The sequence below is a fragment of the Nocardia abscessus genome (genome assembly GCF_015477775.1).
GTDB classification, from domain to species: domain Bacteria; phylum Actinomycetota; class Actinomycetes; order Mycobacteriales; family Mycobacteriaceae; genus Nocardia; species Nocardia abscessus_A.
On sequence record NZ_JADLQO010000009.1, the window covers coordinates 274,623 to 297,560 of the forward strand.

The following is a 22,938-nucleotide window of genomic DNA, read 5'->3' on the forward strand; positions in this document are numbered from 1 at the left end:
GCGGTGCCCGTGAACGGTTCGTGGTCGCTGAATCCGGTCGTGGAATTGCGTACATTGTTCGAGGGTTTGCCCACTGTGGTGCGGCGCCCGATCGAACTGGTGGTATTCGGGGGCGACCTGCCGCGCGCCGACGTGTCCGGCATGCGGTGGATGGCGGGGGAGCTGCGGTCCAAGGCCGCCGCGATGAACCGTCACGCGGAGGATGCGGAAAAGATACTGGCGCAGGAGGATTCGCTCGGTGCGCTGGGTGATCGAGTACGCGAGATATTGCATCTGCACCGCGAGGGCGCGGCCAGGCTGCGGGAGGAAGCGCTGGCCTTGGCCGATCAAGCACACGCGGCCGCCAATGATGCGGAGAAGACGCTGTGCGTGATGTTCGCGTTCGGCGTCGAGCTGGCCTGGCGCATCATCGCGACGCTGTCGGCAGCCGCCGCGGCCGGTCCGGCTGCGGAGGTGGCGGCGGCTCCCGTGGTGGAGTCGATGCTGATCGAGGGTCGAGGCAAGGTCGCGCTGATGCGCGCGGGTCTGGAGCAGGCCTACAAGGTGGGAGCGGCGAAGACGGCTGCCCGACTGTCGGCGTTGGGACCGCACCAGTTCGCTTTCGCGGTAGGCAAGGCCGCCGCGCTGCCCGCGGGTGTGGATGGCGGGGTGCAGCTCATGCAGGTCGGGTCCGGCGACCGGATTCCGACCGTCAAGGGCCCGAACGGGGAGAACCCGAGGGGTATCGATCTGAAGTCGATCGAAGCTGCGGCAGTGTCGGGCGCCGGGGGTGCGATGGGCGGCATAGCCGCGGGCACGATCGCGCCCAGGGTCTTTCCTCGTCTGGAGACCAGCCGCTCGGCGCTCGGGCTGGTGCAGGGGGTCGCGGGCGCGGTGTCCGGTTTGGGTGCTGCGGCATTGATCACGGGCTGGCCGGAACACTTCGAAGACGTCCTGGCGTCGCTGCTCAGCGGCGGATTCGCCGGAGTCGTGGATGTCCATGGTGGCGCCCACTCGAATCTCGGTTCCCCCCTCGCGAAAGTGATCGACGGCAGCGGGGCTTATGTTCCTCCGGATCCTGCCACGGTGAATCTCAGCAAGGATGCCGTGATGCGGCTGGCGGGGGCTCCCCAGAGTACGAAATCGCTGACGCCCGCTGCGCCTGCTCCGGTGGACAGCAACGTCGAGACCACTCCGCGGCCCGTCAACTCGGCCTTGCCCGGCCAAGCCATGGGCGCCGGAGCATCGCTACCGGGAGAGAACCTGGTTTCGTCGGGTCTCCCGGGTGCGACGGGCGATGGACAGCACGAGCTGGACGAGCCGGGAGAGCTGGCGGGGCGCCTCGCCGATTCGGGATCGGGTGACCCGGCTCCGGCCCCGGACGGACACGCGAACGGTCAGACGGGGGCTGACGGGCAACCGGCGGACCCCAATTCGGCTGCGCGGCAGGGTGATAGGTCATCGGCAGACGGCGCAGGCGATGGAGCACCCGGCGTAGACCTCCCCGCCGATGGCGACGAGCCCGCTGGTGGCGCCGCACAGAACGGTGGAAACGCGCAGGGCGGTAGTGGCGCGGCGCAGACCAGTGAGCCTGCGCATGGCGGCGGTGCGCAGGCCAGTGGCCCTGGCAATGCGCAAACCGAGGACGGCGGGCAGGCCGGTAGTGGCGGCGGTGCCCAGGCTCACAATGCTCAGACCGGGGGTGGCATTCCCGCTGCTGGCGCTGGCAATGGGCAGGCTGGTGGGGGTGTTCCCGGTGCTGGCGGTGGTGGCAATGGGCAGGCCGGTGGTGTTCCCGGCGCCGGCGGTGGTGCGCAGGCCGGGAGTGGTGTGGCTTCCGGTGCGGTCCTGTCGGGCGCGGGCGGCAACTCCGGTTCGGAACCGCAGAGATCGGTAGATCACGGCGAGGACGACGCGCAAGCGGTCGGTGGCAGCCGGAGCGCTCGGGCCCCGGTCGGCGACGGTGTGGCTGCGCACGAGCCGGCGGTCGCGCGGCCGCCGGGATCGGCGAAGGTCGATCCGCCGGCGGAGGTGCGCGATGCGTCCGGCCGCCACGGTGCGAGTGGGGAGGGCCCGGCCCGGGTTACGGCGCCGACGCATGCGGACGCACCGCCGGCGCACGAGCCGTCGGTGGTGCGCTCCGAGGATGCGGCGCCCGCTGACGCTCGGCCGTCCGTGCAGGACGGGCCCGACCGCCAGGCGGAGCAACTGGCACAGCAACTCGTGGCGTTGCCTTCGGCGGATCCGGCGACGAAGCAGGACCTCACCGCGGAGCGGCAGGCGCAGTTCAAGGCTGCGGCGAAGAAGGCGCTGGCGTTGTATCGGCTGCGGCAGGAGGAGCTGGCCGGCGAGTCGTGGGAGCAGCGCAGGCACGCGATGGAGCACGGCGATGGAGTGGAGTCGCTGCTGCGGTACATCGACGCGATGCGCGAGGGGACCGGGAAAACGCCGCGATGGAATCAGATCAAGGCATTCCTGCTCGGCGAGCACGGGTTCATGCGTCAGATGGGCACGGGGCAGGGCAAGTCCATGGTAGGTGCGCTGGATACGTTGTGGCAGTTGTCGCGCGGGGAGCCCGTGGAGCTGGCGAGCGGTGAATCGGTGCGGGTGCATCACGTGATCACCACGACCGAGGTGCTGGCCAACGAGGGGGTCCGGGAATTCGCGCCGGTGCTGCGCAGTCTCGGGTACGAGGTCGCGCGCTGGGATCCGCACAATCCGCCGGGCGAGGTGGAACGCCCGACGGTGTACTACATGACCTACGACGAGCGCGCGACCGCCGAGCTGTTCGACCGGCCCCCGCCGGGGAAGACCGCGACCATCGATGAGGCGGACGCGGTGCTGGTGCACAACCAGACGGTGCACTATCAGTCCGAGGGGCAGCGGGAGATCGCCTCGGAGGTGGAGGCGGCCGGGGTGTACCGGGTGCGTGACTTCTTGAAAGCTGTGTTGCGCAGCCGAATCACGGCAGCCGAGGACCTGTCGGTGCATCTCGAGAAGGCACTCCACGATGGCCCGTTGACGGCGCAGGAGGCCGGGGCGGTACGGGCGATGTCGGCGGAGGAGGTCGGGGCGGCACGGACGCTGACGGCGCGGTTGCTGCGCGAGCAACCCGAGGAGTGCCTCGACACGGTGAGCCGGTTGTGGGAGAGCTACGCCAGGCGGAAATTCACCGCCGAGGAAGCCGAGATGGCCCGGGCTTTCCTGGACGTCAAGGCGGGCCGGTTGAAACTGAATCGGGATTTTCAGGTCTTCGGAGAGGGTTCCGAGAAGAAGGTACAGATTCTCGACGAGTACGGGAAGCCGCGAAGCGATCCGAAGATCGGCACCGAGAGCCGGTGGTTCGGAGGACGCCACAAGATGGTGGAGGCGATGTTCGGCGCCCCGGTGTATTCCGATGGGACGGGATCGAAGCAGGTCACCGTGGAGGACGTCCTCGGCGGCTACGAACATTTGCATTTGATGTCGGGCACGCTGGAGCGGACCGCGGCGGAGATCAAGGAGAATTTCCCGGTCGAGGGTGGCTTGGCGAAGGTGGAGGACTTCGGCCGGTCGAAACTGGTCGGGGAGGAGGATCGGATTTTTCTCACCGAGCCGGAGAAATTGCGGGACGCAGTGGACCGGGTGCGGCAGTTGCAGGCCGAGGGGCGGCCGGTGCTGGTGATCTGCCCGTTCAACGATCTGGCTCGGAAATTCTCGCTGATGCTGACCAAGGCGGACGTGGAACACAACGCGATCGACGCCCGGTGGTTCGCCGAGCACCGCGACAACAATGCCGCCGAGGAGAACCTTCTGTCGGTGAAGGATACCGCCGGTGTTCGGGGCGCGGTGACGGTCGGCACGGGGATGCTGGGCCGGGGTTTCGACGTGTCGATCAGCGACGAGGTCGATCAGCTCGGCGGGGTGCACGCGCACATGCTGGGGCGTTCGCCGACCAATCCGGACGAGGACCATCAGTGGTCGGCGCGCGCGGGCCGCAACGGCCGCAACGGCAGCTTCTGTTTCAACGTCGCCGCGTCCGATCGCCTCTACAGCGAGGCACAGCAGCACGGTGCGCGGGTCGCGGTCACCCACTATCGGACCGCGGTGGCCAAGCACGCCGAGGCCACCGCCGAATACGCCGGAGCCGTACGTCAGGTGGGCAATGCAGACGCGGCACAACCGGGGGAAGCCGTGCGGGCGGCGCGGTCGAAGGTCGCGGCCACCGCGGCCGATGTCGCCGCGGCCGAGCGGGAGATGCGCAGCCTGACCTCCCCCCTGCAGAACGATGCGGCCGACCGCACGTATCTGCAGCGGGCGATGCGCCGCGCCAACCAGGCCAACGCGCCCCCGGCCGCAGGAGATTTCGCTGCCGCCTCGGCAACCTCGCCCCAGAACACCATCGCCGCGGGCCTCCCGCACACCGGGCCGGGCGCTGCCCATACTGCGGCGGGCGTTGACCAGACCAGGTCGGACGCCGGCCACGCCGGGGCGGGTATGGACCGTGCCGCGATGGAGGCCGTGCACGCCGGGCCTGACGCCGTCCAACCGCACCTGCGGGGGGACCGGTTCGCGCGGCTGGCCGGGTGGCTGGGGATTCCCGCATCGGTCCAGGCCGCCGCGGCGATGTTCGACACCGACGATGACGACGACCCGTTGAGCCGACTGCTGGAACGAGCGGGAGTCTCTTCCGCTGCCGTGGAAGCGCTCAACCAGCACCTCGACCACGCCCCACCCGCGGTGGTGATGCAGGCGGACGGCCTCACCGACGAGCAAGCGCTGAATCATCTGACGCCGCAGCGCAACCGGCTGGCCGCCGAACTCGGCTGGGAACCCGCACAGGTCGCCGGCGCGGAGGGCGTGCGCCAGGTCGGCGCCGCTGTCGACACGGCCCGCGAAGAGCTGGCGGACCTACTGGACGTTCCCGCCACCGAGGTGAACGCCGCCACCGCCCGCGACGTGCTCGCAGACGCGGCCGCCCGCCTGCTCGCCCCCACCGGAACTGCTGGCGACCCGGTCACCGAACTGCTCGTTTTCGCCGCTTCCACTTACCTGGCGGTCACCGCCCTGCTCGATCTCACCGTCGCCATCCATCAGCGCAGCCCGAAGAGTTGCGTCAACAACGGCGTGACGATGATGCGGGTGCTGTACCCCGATAACGAGCACGCGTACCACATGCCCGACGACATGCCACTGCGGGGCCATGACGCCGAAGACACGCAGCGGGCCTTCGGCGGCGCCTTCCGGGCATACGGGTCGCTGGACGAGGCCGCCGAATCGCTGAAAGAGTGGCCCGGGGGGAGCCAGGCGCTGGTCTACAAGTGGATGAACAAGGGGCAAGTCGAGAGCCACTTGGTGTTGCTGGTGAACGACAGCGATCGGCGCGACGCCCCGAATCTGGTCGTGGTGGACATCGCGGCCGCTCCGGGCCAGGTGCCGATCACCCCGGCGGATCTGGCGGGTCGGCCCGCGCTGCTGAACAAGGCAGTTCCGTTCCAGCAGTGGCGGCGGGAGCAGCAAGCGCTCATCGAACGACTGAAGGAGGCCGATCGCGGCGTTTTCGCCATCGAGTTCGACAACGAAGGCCGGCCCCTCGTCCGCGTTTCCGCAACACAGCGTTCTGCTGTCGCCTCCCAGAACCCCGGACTTCCCCCAGCATCGCTCTGGTCGAGCCGGGCCCCACCGCTGCGGCGGAACGAGTTCGTGCTCGCCGGTCATCGCCCGTCCGGCGACGGCTTCCTACCGGACGGCTCCGTCCCGGCCGATACGAGTCAACCGGACACGCAGCCCTCGAACGTCGGCTCCGGCCCGGCGATGCCGCACGACGAGGCGGTAAGGCGCGCCACGGCCTCGGACTCCATGGAAGGCCGCATCGGTAGCAGGCCACCTGCGGGACGCGACCGCGAGCCGACCTGGTACGAGCGCATTGCGGCGGGTTTCACTGCGGCCGATGCGGAGAGGACAGGTCGGGCCACGCAAGGCGGCACACCCGAACTGGGCTGGCTGACGTCCGTGTTGGGTGTGCCGACCGCGTATTTCGATTCGCCGGTCGGTATGACCGTGCTCGGCGAACGCCCCGAAGACGCGCTCGCGGCCGACATCCTGTCGCTGTGGCACAGCCTCGGCGCACTGGCCGCCGAATTCGAGAACCGGGGCTTCGGGCAGTGGTACGAGCGCACCATGCTGCGGCTGACCAGCTGGGTGGTATCGACGCCGGTACAGCGGTACCGGAACTTCTATTCGGCCGAACAGGGCGGTATCGATGACAGGCGTGTCCCACTCGGCGCGTCGGGCGAGGTCGGTCTGGCAGGAAACCTGCACGCCGTCTTGAAGACATCCCAGGGCACACCGGGCGGTGGGGTGATGTTCGATGAAATGTGGGATGAACTCGGCGATATCGTCCACGGGATCGAGGGTTACTGGGTGCGGGATCGCCTGCATCTCACCGACAATCTCGACACATTCAACGCATGCATCCGGAAGGGACTGTCACCGGAAGACGCGGCGCGCGCCACGTTCACCGGAAAGATGGCGGACCGCAAAGGGTTCACCGAGGTCGTCGTCGGCGACCTGGACGGCGAACCAGGTGACTATGACAAAGTCGAAGTGACCTTCGTTCGGCCGAGCCGCCTCTGGGAGGTGCGCTGCCGCACCCTGGCGCATCAGACCGGAGTCCAGTTTCCGGAACTGTTGAATCGGGTGGGCTGGTCCGCCGAAATCGCCCGCCTGCGCGAGCACGCCGCCCGGCAACACGCGTCGATGCGGCGTACGCGCTCGCACCGTCCGGGCGACGCCGAGGTCCCCGCGGACTGGTTGAGCTGGCAGCAGGCGATCGAAGCGAAGGTCGCGCGGGTCGAGCAGCTGGCCGAGTGGGTCGCGCGGTGGTGGGCCGAGCAGGACGCGCAGGATCACGCCGCCGTCACCGCGGTCGCCGCCGATGTGGTGCGGCGCCACCCCGGCGCCCGGTGGGTGACGCCGGATACGGTGCTGCTGCCGAGTCGTACCGTCGTGGTGATCGCGGGGGACGGCCGTCACGACGACGCCCTGACCGACGTGCTGCTGCGCAATCTCGCGTTGCGCGCCGAACTCGCTACCGCGGGATACGACGTGCGACGGCTGAAACCCGTTGTCGAATACGACGGTTGGGGAAACCCTGCCGTGCGAGCGGAGGACCTCGGAACGGTCCGTGTCGGTGGGATGCGCGGGCCCGGTGGTTACATAGGCAGTCGGCCATCCTCGGACCCGGGGAACGCCGACCGCGGCACAGCCGATGTCGGTACGCCGGAATCGAATCCTCCGATCGATGCAGACGAACTCGGTGGGTTGCTTGCCGAGCACGGCGTCGCGGTGGGACGTGCGGCGACGCGGGTGTTGGGTGCGGACGTGCCGGGCGGGCAGGATGTCGACGAACTGTCGGTGCCGGAGTGGCTGTACCGGCAGTGCGAGACGGAAGGCTGGACTCCGGTCGGCGCACCGGGGCGCCAGGTGTTGGCGCACGGCCGGTTCCGAGTGTCGGTGGGTTGGCCCGGTGTCGGCACCGAGATGGTGTCACATGAGGACCTGGCCGGCCGGTCGTGGCAGCCTGCGGGGGATGGCCCGAAGGTCGCTGCGCTGGCCGACGCTTATGCGTGGCTGCAGGAGACGCAGGACCAAGCGTCGGCCGACCGGATCAAGGCTCACCTGCTGAGTCCGGCCCGTCCACCGCTGCCCGCCGAGGTGATCGCGCGCGAGATCGATGAGGTGACCGAGATCCTGCGGGCGCGGGTGCCACAGGAACAGATCGCCGATCCGGAGATCCGGCGCGGAATACGGCTGGCGGCCGAGGGGCTTTTCGCCAGCCGGACGCTGTACGGCCACCCCGACATCGGTCGCGCCAACCACCTCCACGACGACGCCTTCGAATTGCGCGAGTTCGGGGTAGCAGCTCTGTACCACAACGGCATGGGCGTGGCCGAGGACCTGCGCCACATCATGGACAACGGTGTCCTACAGGGCGCCGAACTGCGCGAGATCATGTCGGCGATAGTCGCCGACGCATGGAGCGATCTCGTCTACGGCGGCGGACGGCGTAGTGACAATCCCGAGGGCTACGACGAGTTGCGCTCGGCGCAGTTGCTCCACGCCCGCGCCTTGTCGTACGGGTATGACGCGGGCACCGCCCGGATACTCGGATTTGCCGTGAACGGCACCGGATTCGACGAGCGGACCGGAACCCAGATGATCGCCTCACCCACGGCTGCCGAGGAGCTGCGGCAGCGCTGGGGGAAGATGACCGACGGCGAATTCCATACGGCAACGCGAGTTGCCGAGTGGGTCGCCGCCGCGGACCTGCAGACGTTGTCAGAAGCCGACGCGGTCGTGCAGAGCATCGAATTGGCACTCGAGGACTTGATGTCACGCCGCTTCGACCCGGCACGTGTTTTCGGGCAAGTCCTGTCCGAGTGGGGTGCTCGGGTCAACGACGTCGACGAAGCGCTGCGGCTCGCGGATCGGTTCGGGCGCCTGACGCCGGAAGACGGGCACGTCACCGTGCGCCAAGCCCTCATCCACCGCCTGCGCGGCAACGCCGAATTCACTCATCCCGATAGCGGATACCGCCCGCCGGACGGGTGGCTCCTGGCCAACCGGGACATGCGCCGCGACCACGCCGCGAAGCTCCGGGAGATCGCCGACCGGTTGGCGAGCGACCCGGTGTACACGCCGCTGGACGCCTACCGCGACGCGCGCTCCCACGCGGCCGAGATGCGAGAGAGGTACAGCGGTTTCCGCTGGCAGGTGGTCGTCGGGCCCGGCGCTCACGCATCGGATCCCGCCGTCCTCGCCGCCACCGTCGCGGCTCGGCTGCCCGAATCGGACCGGTCGGGAATGTCCCAGAGCGTCATCGAGACGATGCCGCGGGTCGCAGAGATCGCCCGCGCCCAAGCGGGGGACGCTCCCGTGATAGTCGTTACCTCCTCGCAGGACACCGACGGTCGGCCGCGATTGGTCGCTCAGCTGGACTACACCCGGCCGGACGCCACCGATCCCGCTCCCGGCGTGACACCGGAGGAACTGCGCCGCGAGCTGTCCGACGTGGACTGCCGCATCGACATCGAGACCGCCGACGCCCTGCCGCGAGGCCAGGTCTGGCATCGTCTTCGGCTCGACTTCACCAGACAGCGGATCGCGACCCTGCCCGAAATCGCACCGGCGGTGTCGGCCGCGGTCCGATCCCTCCTCCCCGACATCAGCGGGACGCCGCCCGCCGACCCTGCCGCTCCCGGACGCCGACCCACCGGACCGGACCGGTTCGACGGCTATATCGGTAGTCGGCCGGAGCATGCTTCGGCGGGCGCGGAATCCTCGTCGGGGGACGAAAGGGAACGATTCGGCAACCAGCCGACGACAGGTCGGAGTGAAGGTCCGGCCGGCCTCATCGGCAGTCGGCCACAAGACGAGAGCTCGTCCGGCGACGGCGCACCCGCCGGTCCCGACTTCCAGGACTTGGTGCTCGCAGGCAGGGAGTCCGGACCAGCGGAACGTTCACTGGTCGAGGATGCGCCGGGGGTGCGGGTCGAGTCGGTGACCTTCGGCAATGGCACCCGAGTATTCGCGGAGACGTACACCGACCCTGTCGCCGCTCTCGAGCAGGTGCTGCAGCGGAAAGTCGCTGCGATCATGGACGCGCCGGTCGGGCGCACATGCCTGATCCTGGAGGACGACACCGTCTATCGGGAGATCGTTCCCGGACAGCCGGGCAACAGCGCGGCACTGGACCAGGGGATTCTCGGCTCGCGCTCGGCCACGCGGCTCGGCCTTTTCGACGCGGTGACCAGGACGAACCGCGCTGCGCGAGAGTGGAGTCTGGGCCCGGACAACGAGGTGAGAGGTGGTCGCGCACCGTCCGCGATCGACGCGACGCCGACCGGTGCATTCGCCGCGATGTTCGTGCGGCAGATCGACGGCGATGAGGTGTGGCAGCACCACGGCATGCCGAGGTCGGAGCTTTCGACCATTCGGGAGCGGGTGGCGTATCTGCAATCGTGGATTTCGGATCTTCCGATTCCCAAGGAGTACAAGCCCGCGCTGCACCGCATACACGGCCGGTACATGGACGCGTTGGCGGAAATCGAGTGGCGCGCGGTGCGCACGCCGGACGAGATATCGCGGCGCGCCGGGCTCCACGCCGAAGCGCAGGCCAAGGCGCGGCTGGTCGAGGCGTTCAACCTCGACTACCCGCACATCACGATCGCGGGGTTCGAACATCCGGATGTTCCCGCCCACGTCGTCGAGGAGATCCTCGGTGCGCTGGACGAGATGCTCACCAGGTTCCCGGGCCGTTCCAACATCAGGGGACTGTGGATCGATTACCTGGGTGACGAGAACGCCGGCGCCGCCTCCTTCGCCCAACGCGACTCCGAATCGACATTTCGGACCCTGGGGATACAGTTCAGCCTGCGCAATGCGAGCAGGCCGGCATGGACCGTCGAACGCGGAATCGAGATGCGGGAGCGCGGTCTCAATCCGATCGGTGACCGACCGTTCCACCACGACGCCGTCCACGAATTCATCCACGCGATCGATGCCGTGGAACTGCTGTCGGTGACCCTGCGGCAGGTGCTGCACGAGATCTGGTCCGAGCTCGATGAACTGGGCCTGATCCGAGAGACCGAGCAGACCTGGCTCTCGAGGCTGCCCGCGTACGCCTTCGTCGACGGAACCAAGGCGAAGCTCCGTGAACACGAGGCCCTCGCGGTCGGGTTCGCCGAGACGGACCTCCACGGCGCGGCGGTCGGCACGCCGCAATGGGCGATCCACGAGTACGTCACCGCCGGTCGGCCACCGCAGATCACCCCTGACCTCATCGTCGATCTCCCTGCGCAGGGGAATCAACCCCTCTCGGCCCCGTACCCGGAGGGAACGGGCGACGGCGATGTCACCCGGCCGTCTCGTGATCCCGATCCCGACGCGGTGCCGTCCGGGTCGGAAGCTGTCGTTCCGGTTCTCGGCGCCGACCACGGGCCGCCCGGTTTCCTGCAAGAACAGCGGGGGTTGCAGCGGCAGAACGAGGCGGCGGTTGTCCTCGCTCGGGCCGGCTTCCGGGTCGAGCAGCACCCTGTCGAATCGGGTGCGCGTCTGCCCGACTTCCGTATCGAGGGAAAGCTGTTCGACTGCTACTCACCGGCTACCGGCCGGGTCAGCAATATCTGCTTCGAGATCCGCCGCAAGGTGTACGTGAAACGCCAGGCCGAGCGGATCGTGGTGAACCTGGCCGACTCGACCGCAGACCCGGGGGAATTGAGTCTGGCGTTGCATCGGCACCCGATCCCGAACCTGCGCGAGATACTGGCCATCGACCCGCACGGCACCGTGCTGCGACTGTGGCCGGGACCCGTGACTGTCGTGGGGATCCGGCCGGACACGGGCAACCACGGATTCATCGGCAGCAGACCACCGGAGCACACGCCCGAGCCGCTCGACTCGGGGCCGGATTCGGCGTTCACGAGCGATGTACGTCTGCTCAACGAGGCGGTGCGGGACGGGCGGGGACCGCTTCGTGGGGAGCACTTCCCGGTGCCGGGGTTGCGGATGAGGAGCAACGATCCGGGCAGGAACGCGGCCTTGCGGATGTTCTCGCTCTGGCAGGCACATGTGGCCAATCGAGGATTGGGAAAGCTTGTCAGCCGGTGGGATTCGGGGGCGACTCCGGCGGCGCGTCGCAGGGTGCTGGCGGAACTGTACTTCTGGGTATCGCAACAGCGCTACATGCGGCAGGTCTGGGCCGTCGGGCGCGACCCGAGCCTGGTGGGAGAACATGGGGAAAGCCATCCCGACTACTTCCGCACCAGGCTGAGCGACGATGCGCCCAATATGGACAGGGTGGGTCACATGGCCGGTCTGCGAGCCGGGGTTCGCCGCGATCCGCAGACCGGGAAGTGGCACGGCGGCGTCGGGACACCGGCGTTCTGGACCACGCTCGCGATCGGCCGTCTGGTCAGAAACCGGCTGGACGTCGAGGCGCCGGGCAACAGTGAGTTGCAGAACGTCGTGGAGCTGCCCGGTGGCGCCCGTGTCGACGGGAACGTCCTGTACGCACACGAACATGGCAGGTTCGTGATCGAGACCGCGCAGGCCGGTGATCAGCGGACGATCTTCGATGCCGCCGTGGCCGAATTGGCCGCAGCTCTCGACCAGCGGTCGGCGCAACCGTCCGCCGACGTGCTGCGGCGTTTCGCCAACGCGGTCTACCTGCTGTTCCAGGCGCCGCTGATGACGCGGGGCAGCGACGCGACGATCCGGACATTCGCGGCGACAGTGTTCACCTTCGCCTTCGGCCGGCCCCTTCGCCTGCCGCACGACATCGATCTGCAGGCCATGTCGAGGCGGCAGCCGGACTTCGTCGAGTGGTTCACCGGAGCGCTCGAGCGCGGTCTGCGCAGGGCGGGCGAATCGGACGCGGCGGGGCGCCCGGACGCGCTGAGGGAGACGAGCGAGCGGGACCGTCCGCCCGGATTCATCGGCAGCCGTCCCGAGGAGCAATCCGAGCCGTCGTTGGACGCCGCGCGGGGCGCGTGGCTCAAGGCGTTGCGGCTCGAACAGGGGATGAAGCAGAAGGAGGTCGCGCAAGCGGCGGGCCTGACCAATGCGGCACTGTCCAATATCGAGAACGGGCGACGGACCTCGCTCGGCGCCTTTCAACAGGTCTGCCGCGTGCTGGGAGTCGAGGGCGAGGCGCTGACCGAAGCCACACGGCGGTTCTATCCGGGTGTTGAACTCGAAACCGATGCTGCTGCGCATAATTCGCCGAGTGGCTGGGTCACCGCGCATCGCAACAGCCGCGGCATGACCAAAGCGGACCTCGCACGCGCGGTCGGAGTCACGCCGACGCGGATCGGGGAGATCGAGAACGGGGATCGCCCGCCACCGAACTTGTTCTACCGGATTGCTCGAGCATTGGGCGTGGAACAGCAGGCGCTGGCTGAGGCTACGCGAAGCCTCTATCCGGATCTCGTACTCGATCTCGAACCGACAGCGCACGATCCCGCCTCGCCTGGCAACTGGATCATGACACTGCGGCACAGCAAGGACATGACCCAGGCCGAATTGGCGCGAACCGCGGGCACGTCGGCAGGGTACATCGCCGGAATCGAGGGCGGGGAATACACTCCGAGCTCGATCATCTTCCGGCGGATCTGCCGGGCCCTCGAAGTCGCACCGAAACTGCTCGGCGCGGCCACCCACCATTTCTATCCGGATCTCGAACTCGAACTCGGTCCGGGCACACACGATCCCGCGTCACCCGGCAGCTGGATCGTGGCGCTGCGTCACGACCGGGATTTGACCAGGACAGAGCTCGCGAAAGCGATCGGGCCCGGCTGGGGTCATCTAGCCCATATCGAGACCGGAAATTATGTGCCGAGATTCGCGGTCTTCCGGCGAATCTGTGAGGTATTGGGTATCGATGACGAACTGCTGCGAGCGGCGACCCGGCACTTCTATCCGCACATCGATCTCGACCTCGAGCCGGCGGCACACGACCTCGGCAGGTGGATCACCGCACTGCGTCACGACCGGGACATGAGCCGCGCCGAACTCGCTCGGGTCACTGGTCTGTCCACCAAGTACCTGGCACAGGTCGAGACCGAGAATCGACGACCGCGGTTCGGCACGTTCCGGCGAATCTGCCGGGCACTGGGAGTCTCGGGTGGTCTGCTGATCCAGGCGGTGCGGGACTTCTACCCGGACATCACCGCCGATATCGATCCCGCTTCACACGAATCGCTGGGACGTTGGATCGCGGCGCTACGCAACGACGAAGGAATGTCGGTGACCGAGCTCGCTCAGCGAGCGCGGATGCCTCGCAGCACTCTTTCCAGTATCGAGAACAATCGCTATCTGCCGCGGCTGAGGAAATTGCGGCAGCTATGTCGAGCGCAGGGCGTCGGTGGCGATTTATTTCTGGAGATCGTCGAGCGATTCTATGCGGATCGGTACGAGCGGTCCGGCTATGCAGACGAAGAAGAACTGTTCAAACGGTATGTCGTGACTCGGGTGGGTTCGCCCGAGGAAAGAGAGGTGCAGGACGAGATTTTCGAGAGATTCGCGTGGGTTCCGAAGGCGTTGGCGCGTCGCGAATCGCCGGATATTCGTGACGATGCGGTGCAGGCAGCGGCAATCGGAATGCTCAGCGCGATCACCAACCATGTGCCGTCTGCGTCGTTCGCCGCTCATGCGTGGGCCAGTTGCCGCGCAGCGGTGTTCCGGTACCGCCTGGCGCTCCGATTCCCCGATCTAGACAACCGCACACGGAAACTCGTGAGCACGGTGGAAGCGCAGATCCACAGGATGGTCGCCGCGGGTGCGGCGCTCGAGGACACCGAGATCGCTCGGGGAGCGGGATTGAAGGTGGCCGATGTCGCGCTGGCTCGGGAAATCCTGGCCCGGCCCACTCTGCGGTTGGACGCGCCGATCAGCGGCAACGACAGGTCGACGCACCGGGACGTAGCCGATCCGGTGCCCGCGGGGTTCTCCGACACCGACTTCGCGATGACCGTCCGCGCCGCACTGGCCGACATGGCCGACCCCGCAACAGCGGAACGGCTGGTCATGCTTCATCTGGTCGAGGGCATGTCCTTGGCTCGCGCCGCCGAGCGGCTGGGTTTGCCGGCCACGGCCGCGGCAGACGTTCTCGCCGACACGGTCGTCCGATTGCGGGGTGCGTTCGATCATCGTGAACCCGCCGATGTCACCGCGAGTGAGCAGAACCGGCCGACGCCGTGGAGCAAGGCGCGGGCGGAGCAGGAGCAGCCGCCGACACCATCGGTGTCGCACGGCGATTCCGCGCCAGACGAGGGCATGACCAGGCCGGACGGATTCATCGGGAGCAGACCACCCGATCCGGGTGAGTCTTCACATGGGGAGGCCTCGGAGGAGACGCCGCGGACGACGCCATGGTCGCGGCTCTCGGACAGTGATGCACACGATGGTGTCGACGGCGAGGGAGAAACGGCCGAGATGGCCACGGCCGGCACGGTGGAGGCACGGGCGGAGCCCGCGTCGACTCGTGTCGTGGAGACCTTGCTCGGGTACCTCACTCGCAGAGACACGATCTACTGGTGTCAGCTCAAACCGGACAGCCTCTTCCCCGACTGGGGCTGGTCGAGTGATGAACAGCTCCCCGACCTGGCCCCGGACCTGCCGCTCAGCTGTATCGACATGGTGGTGTACGCCGCCGTCGCCGCCGGTGCCCTCGACCGCGAGCAGGTCCGCGCGATCTACAACTGGGACGACCCTGACGACTTCTCCCGGCGCTGGGTGCACGAACTGCCCGGCCTGCTCGTCCCGGCCGGACGGCGACTCCCCTCGGATCGTGACGCGGAGTCACGCCCCCAGCACGGTGACGTGGTGATGTGGTTCGGCACGGACAAGCCGGGCGGAGACGAGCGGTTGATGCATGTCGCGGTGGCCGACGGCAAAGCCGATCGCAGCACGGGTTCCGCCTCCGTGCTTTCGTTCGGCGCCGATTGCTCGTGGCTGCTGTCGCAGCCGCGCCGTGGCGAGACCAGGATGAGCGGGGTCGAACTCACGACGATCGCGGACCTCAGCAACACAATGCTGGCGAACTGGTCGCACACGGTCCGTGTCGAGTTCGGGCCCGGCCCGTGGACACAACCACCCGCGATCGGGGAGCTTCGAGTGCCACCGAGCCGGGAATCGCGGGCCTTGCGGCCGTTCAACAAGAAGAATTGGCGCCGCGAGTTCCCCGGTTTGACCGAATGGGCCGAAAGGCGTTCCGACGCACAGCAATTGATCGCCGTATTCGATGAGTGGGAGCAGGCCGCGGGCGCCGCGGGTGCGCGGACGCGGCTGATCGAGATGGTCGACGCCGCGGTGTCGAGCACGCGAATGGAGGGGGCGCTGCGGTCGTCAGGGGCTTTGCCGATCGACGGGCACCCGCAGGTGGCGGTACAGGTGGACCGGGACGGCAATCCGACCGGCCTGAAAGTCGCGAGCATGGGCGGGCACGGCCGTGTCCTGCGCAAGCTGTTCACCGAACGCCCCGACGTGCTGGACACGATCCCTCGCCCCGGTGGCCGCTTGCGGATCGCCTACGACGACGTGAAACTGCGGAGCGACGGGGAGGTTCGCAGCGAGCACCTCCAGCCGGACGACGCCGATTCGAGCCGGAAATCGATCCCGGGCCGGTTGCTGCACGAGTACCTGCGCCTGTGCAGCGAGGGAGCGCTCGACAAGGCGGGAACCAAACTCGGGAAATCACCGAGACGGCCGAGCTTCCAGCGCTGGATAGAGGCGCTTCCGCCGAGCGTGTTCAAGGGTCCCGACGACACCTCCTACGCGTTGACGTCCAACGGCCACATGCTGACCGACCGCGCGGTCGAAGAGGGGTGCAGGCCACCCCGGGCCGATCAACCCGACGATCCGCACGGCGCCATGGCGGCGCTGCGCCGAATCGTCCTCGAAGGACCCGACGATGTCGCCCGCCCCACACCGTCGACGGAACAACCGGCACCGTTGACGGAACGCGCCAGCGAAGTGTTCGACCTCGGTGTCGTGTCGGCGAATGTCACGGTCGGTAAGGACCCATCGGGCCGGTGGCGTCTGCTCGTGCAGCCCTACGCCCCTGTGTACCCGGGCGAGGTGCTCACCCAGTGGTGTGCGCACCTGCATGCCGGCAGCCGCCGCCGTTTGCTGAACCTCATCCGACGGCAGCTGAGCGGCCGAGTGGTCGACTCACCCACAAACCCCGGGGCCGGACCGGGCGGTTACATCGGCAGCCTCCCGACGGACTCCTCCGATTCGGAGCCCCCGGCCTCGGCCGCCCAGGAGGGATCGGCGCGGCGGGCAGACCCGGCCGCATTCCTGCCGCCGGGTCCGGACGAGGATCGGCGGGCGCCGGTGCACCGCGGCGCGAGCACGGTCCCGGAGCGGTTGCCGACGGAGGAGTTCGCCGCCGATCCGCCCGACGGCTCGGCTCCCTCCGCAGCGTGGCCGACCCCGAACGGCGCCCAGCCGTTCCGGCAGTGGTTGAAGGCAGCTCGCCTGGCTCGCGGACTGACTCAGGCCGGATTGGCCGCTCGCATGGGCATACCGAATTCGGCGACATATATCGGTTCGCTGGAGCGTGGCGTGACGATCACGCGGGATATGGCGGTGCGTCTGCTGGAAGGTCTGGGTGCTCCCGACGAAATAGCCGAGACAGTTCTCCGAGAGTACTTTTCGGACGAAGACGGCGAGTTTCCCGACCCATGGTCCGACCGGTTTCGCCATCCCAAGGACTGGATCATCGCCGCTCGTACGAGCAAGGGACTGTCCCGCACGGAGCTGGCGGCGCGCGCAGGTGTCGGCCTCACCGGGTTGAGTCAGAAAGAGCGCGCGCAGAACCCCCGGGGCGAATTCGGCATCAGCCCGGATTACGCGCTGCGTCTACTCGCCGGACTGGACGCTCCGCCCGATATCGCCACGGCGTTCCTGAGTCGCTTCTATCCCGGCTGGTCAGCTGAAGCGCGGGCCGACGAGCGAGGAAGCACCGGGCCTGAGGGATTCATCGGCAGCCGCCCCGGGGATGACGCGCCGTCGGATCCGGTGCGCGCGGGGCATGCCGGAGTGGATCCGTCCACCGATCTCATCGGGCCTGTCGACGCGCGCGCCGGGCTGCCGACCTACACCCCGCCCGATGCCGAGATGCGCATGCGGGCCGATCGGGTATTGCGGGAGCATTGGGGTGCCGGGGCGAAACCGGACGATCTGGTGTACCGGTGGCGGCGATCGACCACGAAACGCGGGGTGGCCGCTGAGGAATGTGCGGAGCACGCGGCCCAGAACGCGCGTCGGGCGCGGAATCTGAGCGTGGACGAAATGCGAGCGCTGGTCCGGGTGTGGCCCGAATTCGTCGGCAAGGCAGGCGGATTCCCGACCAGTGTGCGCGACCGAGCCAATCGCTGGGCTCTCGCGAAAGCCCGGATCGCACTCGACATCGCGGCAGCGGCGACCCGGCTCAGCGGCCGGGAGCGGGCGCTGCGGGCGTACCTGCTGAATGTCGAGGACCTGTTGATCCGGGCGGGCCAACGGGCCGCGACGGTGGAGACGCCAGGAGTGCCTGCGCCGACCGTGCTGCTCGAGCGGCTCGATACCGACGACCCGGGAGCCGGCTCGATCATGATCTCGTTCGGCAGCCGAGAACCTGTCGCGGAGGCGTGGCACGTGGACGGCACCGACCGGGATCTACGCCGCCTCGATCAACGAATGCAGTTGGCGTGCAACCATTATGAGAGCGCGATGCGGGAGAACCCGAAGCGCCCGGTCAGGGTCGTGGTGTGGTCCGGAACCGACGGTCACCGCCTGGCAGGCGATATGGCGGCGCTGTCTGCCGAGTTGGACACCAGCTCGGCGCCGTATCCGGCGACCCGGCCGGAACGCCAGCTGGTTGTACACGGCAACGGCGGTCGGCCCGCGAAGAAGGCACTGGCGCACGAGCGGGCCGCCCGTACCGTCGACACGGTGGTGGTCTGTGGCAAGTCGAATCTGGGGACGATGAGTGATGCGTTGGCGGGCATCGCCTCGCCCACCGACGTGTACTACGGAATCGCATCGCGGTCGAGCACCCTCGCTATAGCGAAGGATTTGCCGAGCGTGCAATTCGCGTGCCGGTTTCCCACCGGCGATGCGGCATGTACGAACGCCGTGCTGAAGGACGTGCGCGATAGGGCGCAAAGATACGAGAAGGAGCCGTTCGAGGCGGGAAAGCCGATCGATGACGAATTCCTTCTGTATGTCGACGATCGCACCAAGGCGCCGACGGAGTCGCTGGAAAACATGGGCCGCATCCTGGCCGGTTGTCCGGATCGGGTCACCCGCCATGATCCCGCGCAGAATGGGTGGGTCCGGTTCACCGAAGTTATCCAACGCGCCGTCGACGAGCAGACCGAGTCCGTCTATGCCGGCATCCTGCCGCGTAACCCGCACAGCGGCGTGCCCACATTGAGCAAGACCGGCAGTGACGCCGCTATCGCGCGGAGCGCAATCGAGAAGCGCGGCGGCCCGGGTGCGGGGCCGCAAGTCCTGCTGCATCGAGGTCTGCCGGACGACTTCACGAGGGCCGGTCGCCTCGCGGTCGACAACAAACGGTGGTGGCATTCGCTGCACCGAGACGAGCAGCGGGCGGTCGTGGCGTTCTACCCCGGAATCGTCGGCAACGCCCCCGGACTTCCGTCCGACGTGTCGAACTACGCGAACGACTATTCGCGATATGCCACCGCCTCAGCTATCCATGCGAAAGGCAGCAAGAACGCCAGTCGGATCGAGCGCCAAGCTTTCAAAAACCTGTATGCCGTCGGCGAGGCGCTCACCCGTTCGGTCACTGTGCACCGCGACATCCCTCCGCCGGTCGTCGCCACAGTGGCGTTGGACCCGGAGGCGTTCGGCGGCAACGGATCCGGCACATTCGTCATCGGCAACTGCCGGCTCGAGGACGCCGAACACGTGGTCTGGTATGTGGACGGCGTCAATACGCGGCTGCAGTCGGCGCCGGCCCGCCTGGCGAGTGCGCGGAATCTGTACGAAGAGTTGGTGCGGGCGGATCGTTCCACGAAGGTCGCCGTGGTGTGCTGGATCGGCTACGAAGCGCCCGCCAACAACAAGGAAGCGTGGGCCTCCAGGCCCGGGCTGGCAGAGGCCGGTGGCCGGCTGTTCGCACGCGACGTGCTGGCATTGCGTGCGGTGATCAGCGCGAGATTGTCGAAGCTCGGTTACAGCTATGGGACCCCGGTCGTTGCCGAAGGCGGCGTCGGCGGCCGGTTGGACGGCGTCTTCGAACACGGCGTGGTCACGGCCTCGCCCGGACGCGGTCTACGGTTCGACAGTGCCGGGGACGCCAGCTGTCGCAATTCCTGGGTCCTGGCCCAATCCGACGATCCGGTCACCGGTTTCGGCGGGGATGCGCCCGAGGCGCGTGGTCGCTTGCTCGGTGCCGGGCCATTCGGGCTGGGAACCGATCCGGCCACCGACACCAATGCGACGCGAGTGCGTGCCGAACGCGGTTTCCCTCATTCGCTGGCTCCCTTCGATGGACACGGCGAGTACCTGCAGTATTCGTTGGTCGGCGCCGCACAGCCCACGGAGTCGTTGCGGCACGCAGCGTGGTGCCTCGCCGGGCGGGGCGACGAGGTGCCTACGGAGCAGCACCGGCCTACCGTCGGCAATCCGACGGCGATGCACCGCATCCGAGCGAGGGTGGTCGACGCGGCCCGTGATCGCCGTGCTCCGCAATTGGACGCGGCACTCGCCGCACCGGAAGATCACCGCCCCCGGCGCGACCTGCCGGGACCTGTCGCAGTGGCGACCGATCGGGTCGGCAGTCCGCGGTCGAATTCGGTCGAGGCAGCCGGAGCAGCAGTGGGTCCGCCCGACGTAGCCCGGGCGGGGCCGAGGCTCGCAGTGCAAGTCGGAAAAGGCGGGCTCGCGGATGCCGGGCGGGCGTGTGCCGAGGCCCTGACGATCGGGGTGAATGCGATCGTCGTGGAAGTGGGCCGGGCCGCCGGGGATATGGCTGCCCTAGACGCGATGTGCCGGTCGGCAGCCTTCGAGGACGCGGTGCTGTCGGTGGAGGTGCCCGCGGGACCCGCCTGGTCCGAGTCGGTGGTCCGGGCGAAGGTGAGGGAAATCGCGGCCACGTTGGAGCGGCACGGCATACGAGGGGAGTTGCACGCGTTCGATCATCGAGTATTGACGGCAGCCGCGGAGCTGGCCCCGGATCGGCAGCGCGTGGCGATGGTCAACATGCTGACAGTGGTCACCAAGGGGATGCGGGGCGTCGCCGGTTGGATGGCTCGTCCGCTGCGGCCGGGAGCCGAGAAGATCGACGCCATCATCGATGATGCGCGGCGTGCGGGGGCTACGGGTATCGCGATCCCGTACCCGTTGCTGTCCGAGCATTTCGTGCGGCGGACCGTCGAGGCGGAAACAACCCTCGCGGTCTGGGGCGGAACCGGTTCCGCCCGGATACGCGAAATGCTCAGGATGGGCGTCGGCACGATATGGACGAGAAAGACGGAAGAACTCGCACTCCTGCGCGCGGAGGTCGTCGAAAGCGGATTCCGGATTCCCGAGGCGTTCCCACCCTCGACCTCGCCACTGGACGGTCCACCGAGAGCCACGCCGTGGTCCGGGTCCCCGGGGCGATGACAGGTCCGCGACCAGATCGGTCGGAAGGGCCTGAGTTCGCCTCCGCGTCAGTCGAGACGGCAGTCCATGTCGGTGTCGGGCAGGAAACCGTCGAGCAGCTTCAGGCACACGGTACGCGAATCGTTTCGATCCGGCACGATCTCGACTCCACCACTTCGTGAGCCGGTGAAGCAAGATTCCGCCTCGGTTCGCCGCTCTCCCGGCGACGTCGTCGTATGAAGCCCTCATCCACTGGTGCCGGTGCATGTCCTGACAGTCCGCCGCGGAACCGCGCTCCCTCCCACGACCCGTGCCTTACAAGAAATGTCCGCAAACTTACAAGAAAACGGTAGAGACCGGCCCGTACCGGAACCTATTGTGCGAGAGATGCTTTCGCAGTACATCGACGAGAGGAGGTCGACCTGCCCTGGCGCGGGTCAGCCCACGCGCCACTGGTGGGCTCACGTTTGTGAGCTGCCCGGGGCCGACGTGACGGCAACCGCGGCCCGCGGGTTCCCGGCGGTCGTCTTCAACCTCGATAACCCCATAGGAACCAGTGATGATTTCCGACACCGAGACCTTTCCGACAGCGTCGCCCAGCGACTTCGATGGTCCGCGAGTGCGTCTCTACTGTGAAGAATTCGTGGCCGATCCGCACAAGTTCTACCGGGAGATGCGGCGGCGTTTCGGCTCCCTGGCCCCAGTAGAACTGGCGCCAGGTGTTCCGGCCACGCTGGTGATCGGATATCACGCAGCACTGCAAATCCTCCACGACCCGGAGCGTTTCCCCCCTGATCCGCGCGTCCGGGAAGGCGAGATTGCCGCCAACTGTCCGATCCGATCCATGATGGCGTGGCGGCTCAACCCACTTCGCAGCGCAGGCGAAGACCATACGCGGCACCGGTCGGCGGCAGCGAGTGCGCTCGGCAAGGTCGATCTGCACCGGCTGCACACCATCATCGAGCAGATCGCCATCCGGCAGATCAACTCGTTTCGCGAGGACGGACACTGCGATGTGGTAAGCCAGTACGCGCTGCCCGTCGTCTTCGGGACACTCAATGCGCTGCTCGGCAGCCCTTCGGTGATAAGCCAACGCGCGGCAATCGGGATGGCGGCGATTTTCGACACCGTCGACGCCGACCGCGGCAATCAGATGCTGTCCGAGGCGTTGGTGGAACTGACTCGGTTCAAACGCATCCATCCGGGCGCGGATGTCACCAGCTGGCTGATCGAGCATCCGGTAGGGCTGGACGACGACGAGATGCTGCACCAGCTGTCGATGCTGTACGCCGCCGGAATCGAACCGCCGCTGAACCTGATCGCGAACACCATGCTTCTGCTGTTGACCGACGAGCGGTTCGCCGGAGAGGTGCTCGGCCGGAGTAGGTCGACCCGGGATGCGCTGGACGAGGTGTTGTTCAACGATCCGCCGATGTCGAACTACTACATCAGTTATCCGCGGCAGCCGGTTTTCCTCAACGGTTCCTGGTTGCCGGCCCATCAGCCGGTACTGATCAGCATGGCCGCCTGCAACAACGACCCGGCCATCCGGACCGGCGATGTCACCGACAAGCGGTCGCATCTGGCGTTCAGTACGGGTCCGCACGCCTGCCCCGCACGCTCAGCCGCGGAGCTGATCGTGCAGGACGCGATCGACCAGCTGCTGGATGCCCTACCCGAGATCAAGTTGGCAGTGCCGGCGTCCCAGTTGCACTGGCGACGGGGGCCGTTCCACCAGGCGTTGTCCTCGCTCCCGGTCATATTCCCCAAGAGCCCGCCGATCCGTTCGGGCGGCAATCCGTAGGCTGCCGCGCGCTCGGG

2 protein-coding genes are annotated in these 22,938 nt (G+C 67.8%); both read left to right on the plus strand.

The window, feature by feature from the left end; all coding sequences use genetic code 11:
* Positions 1-9: 9 nt before the first annotated feature.
* The gene (locus IU450_RS23455) at positions 10-21,138 is read left to right on the plus strand and encodes a helix-turn-helix domain-containing protein (RefSeq protein ID WP_195151886.1); all 21,129 of its coding nucleotides are present in this window, start codon (positions 10-12) and stop codon (positions 21,136-21,138) included.
* A 538-nt stretch (positions 21,139-21,676) separates the two neighbouring features.
* A complete protein-coding gene (locus IU450_RS23460) occupies positions 21,677-22,921 on the plus strand; it encodes a cytochrome P450 (protein ID WP_195151887.1) in 1,245 nt (414 codons plus the stop codon).
* The last annotated feature ends 17 nt before the right edge of the window (positions 22,922-22,938 follow it).

What these genes read in the sequence shown, in the direction of transcription:
- IU450_RS23460 (WP_195151887.1), top strand. Translation starts at nt 21,677, where the DNA reads ATGATTTCCGACACCGAGACCTTTCCGACAGCGTCGCCCAGCGACTTC.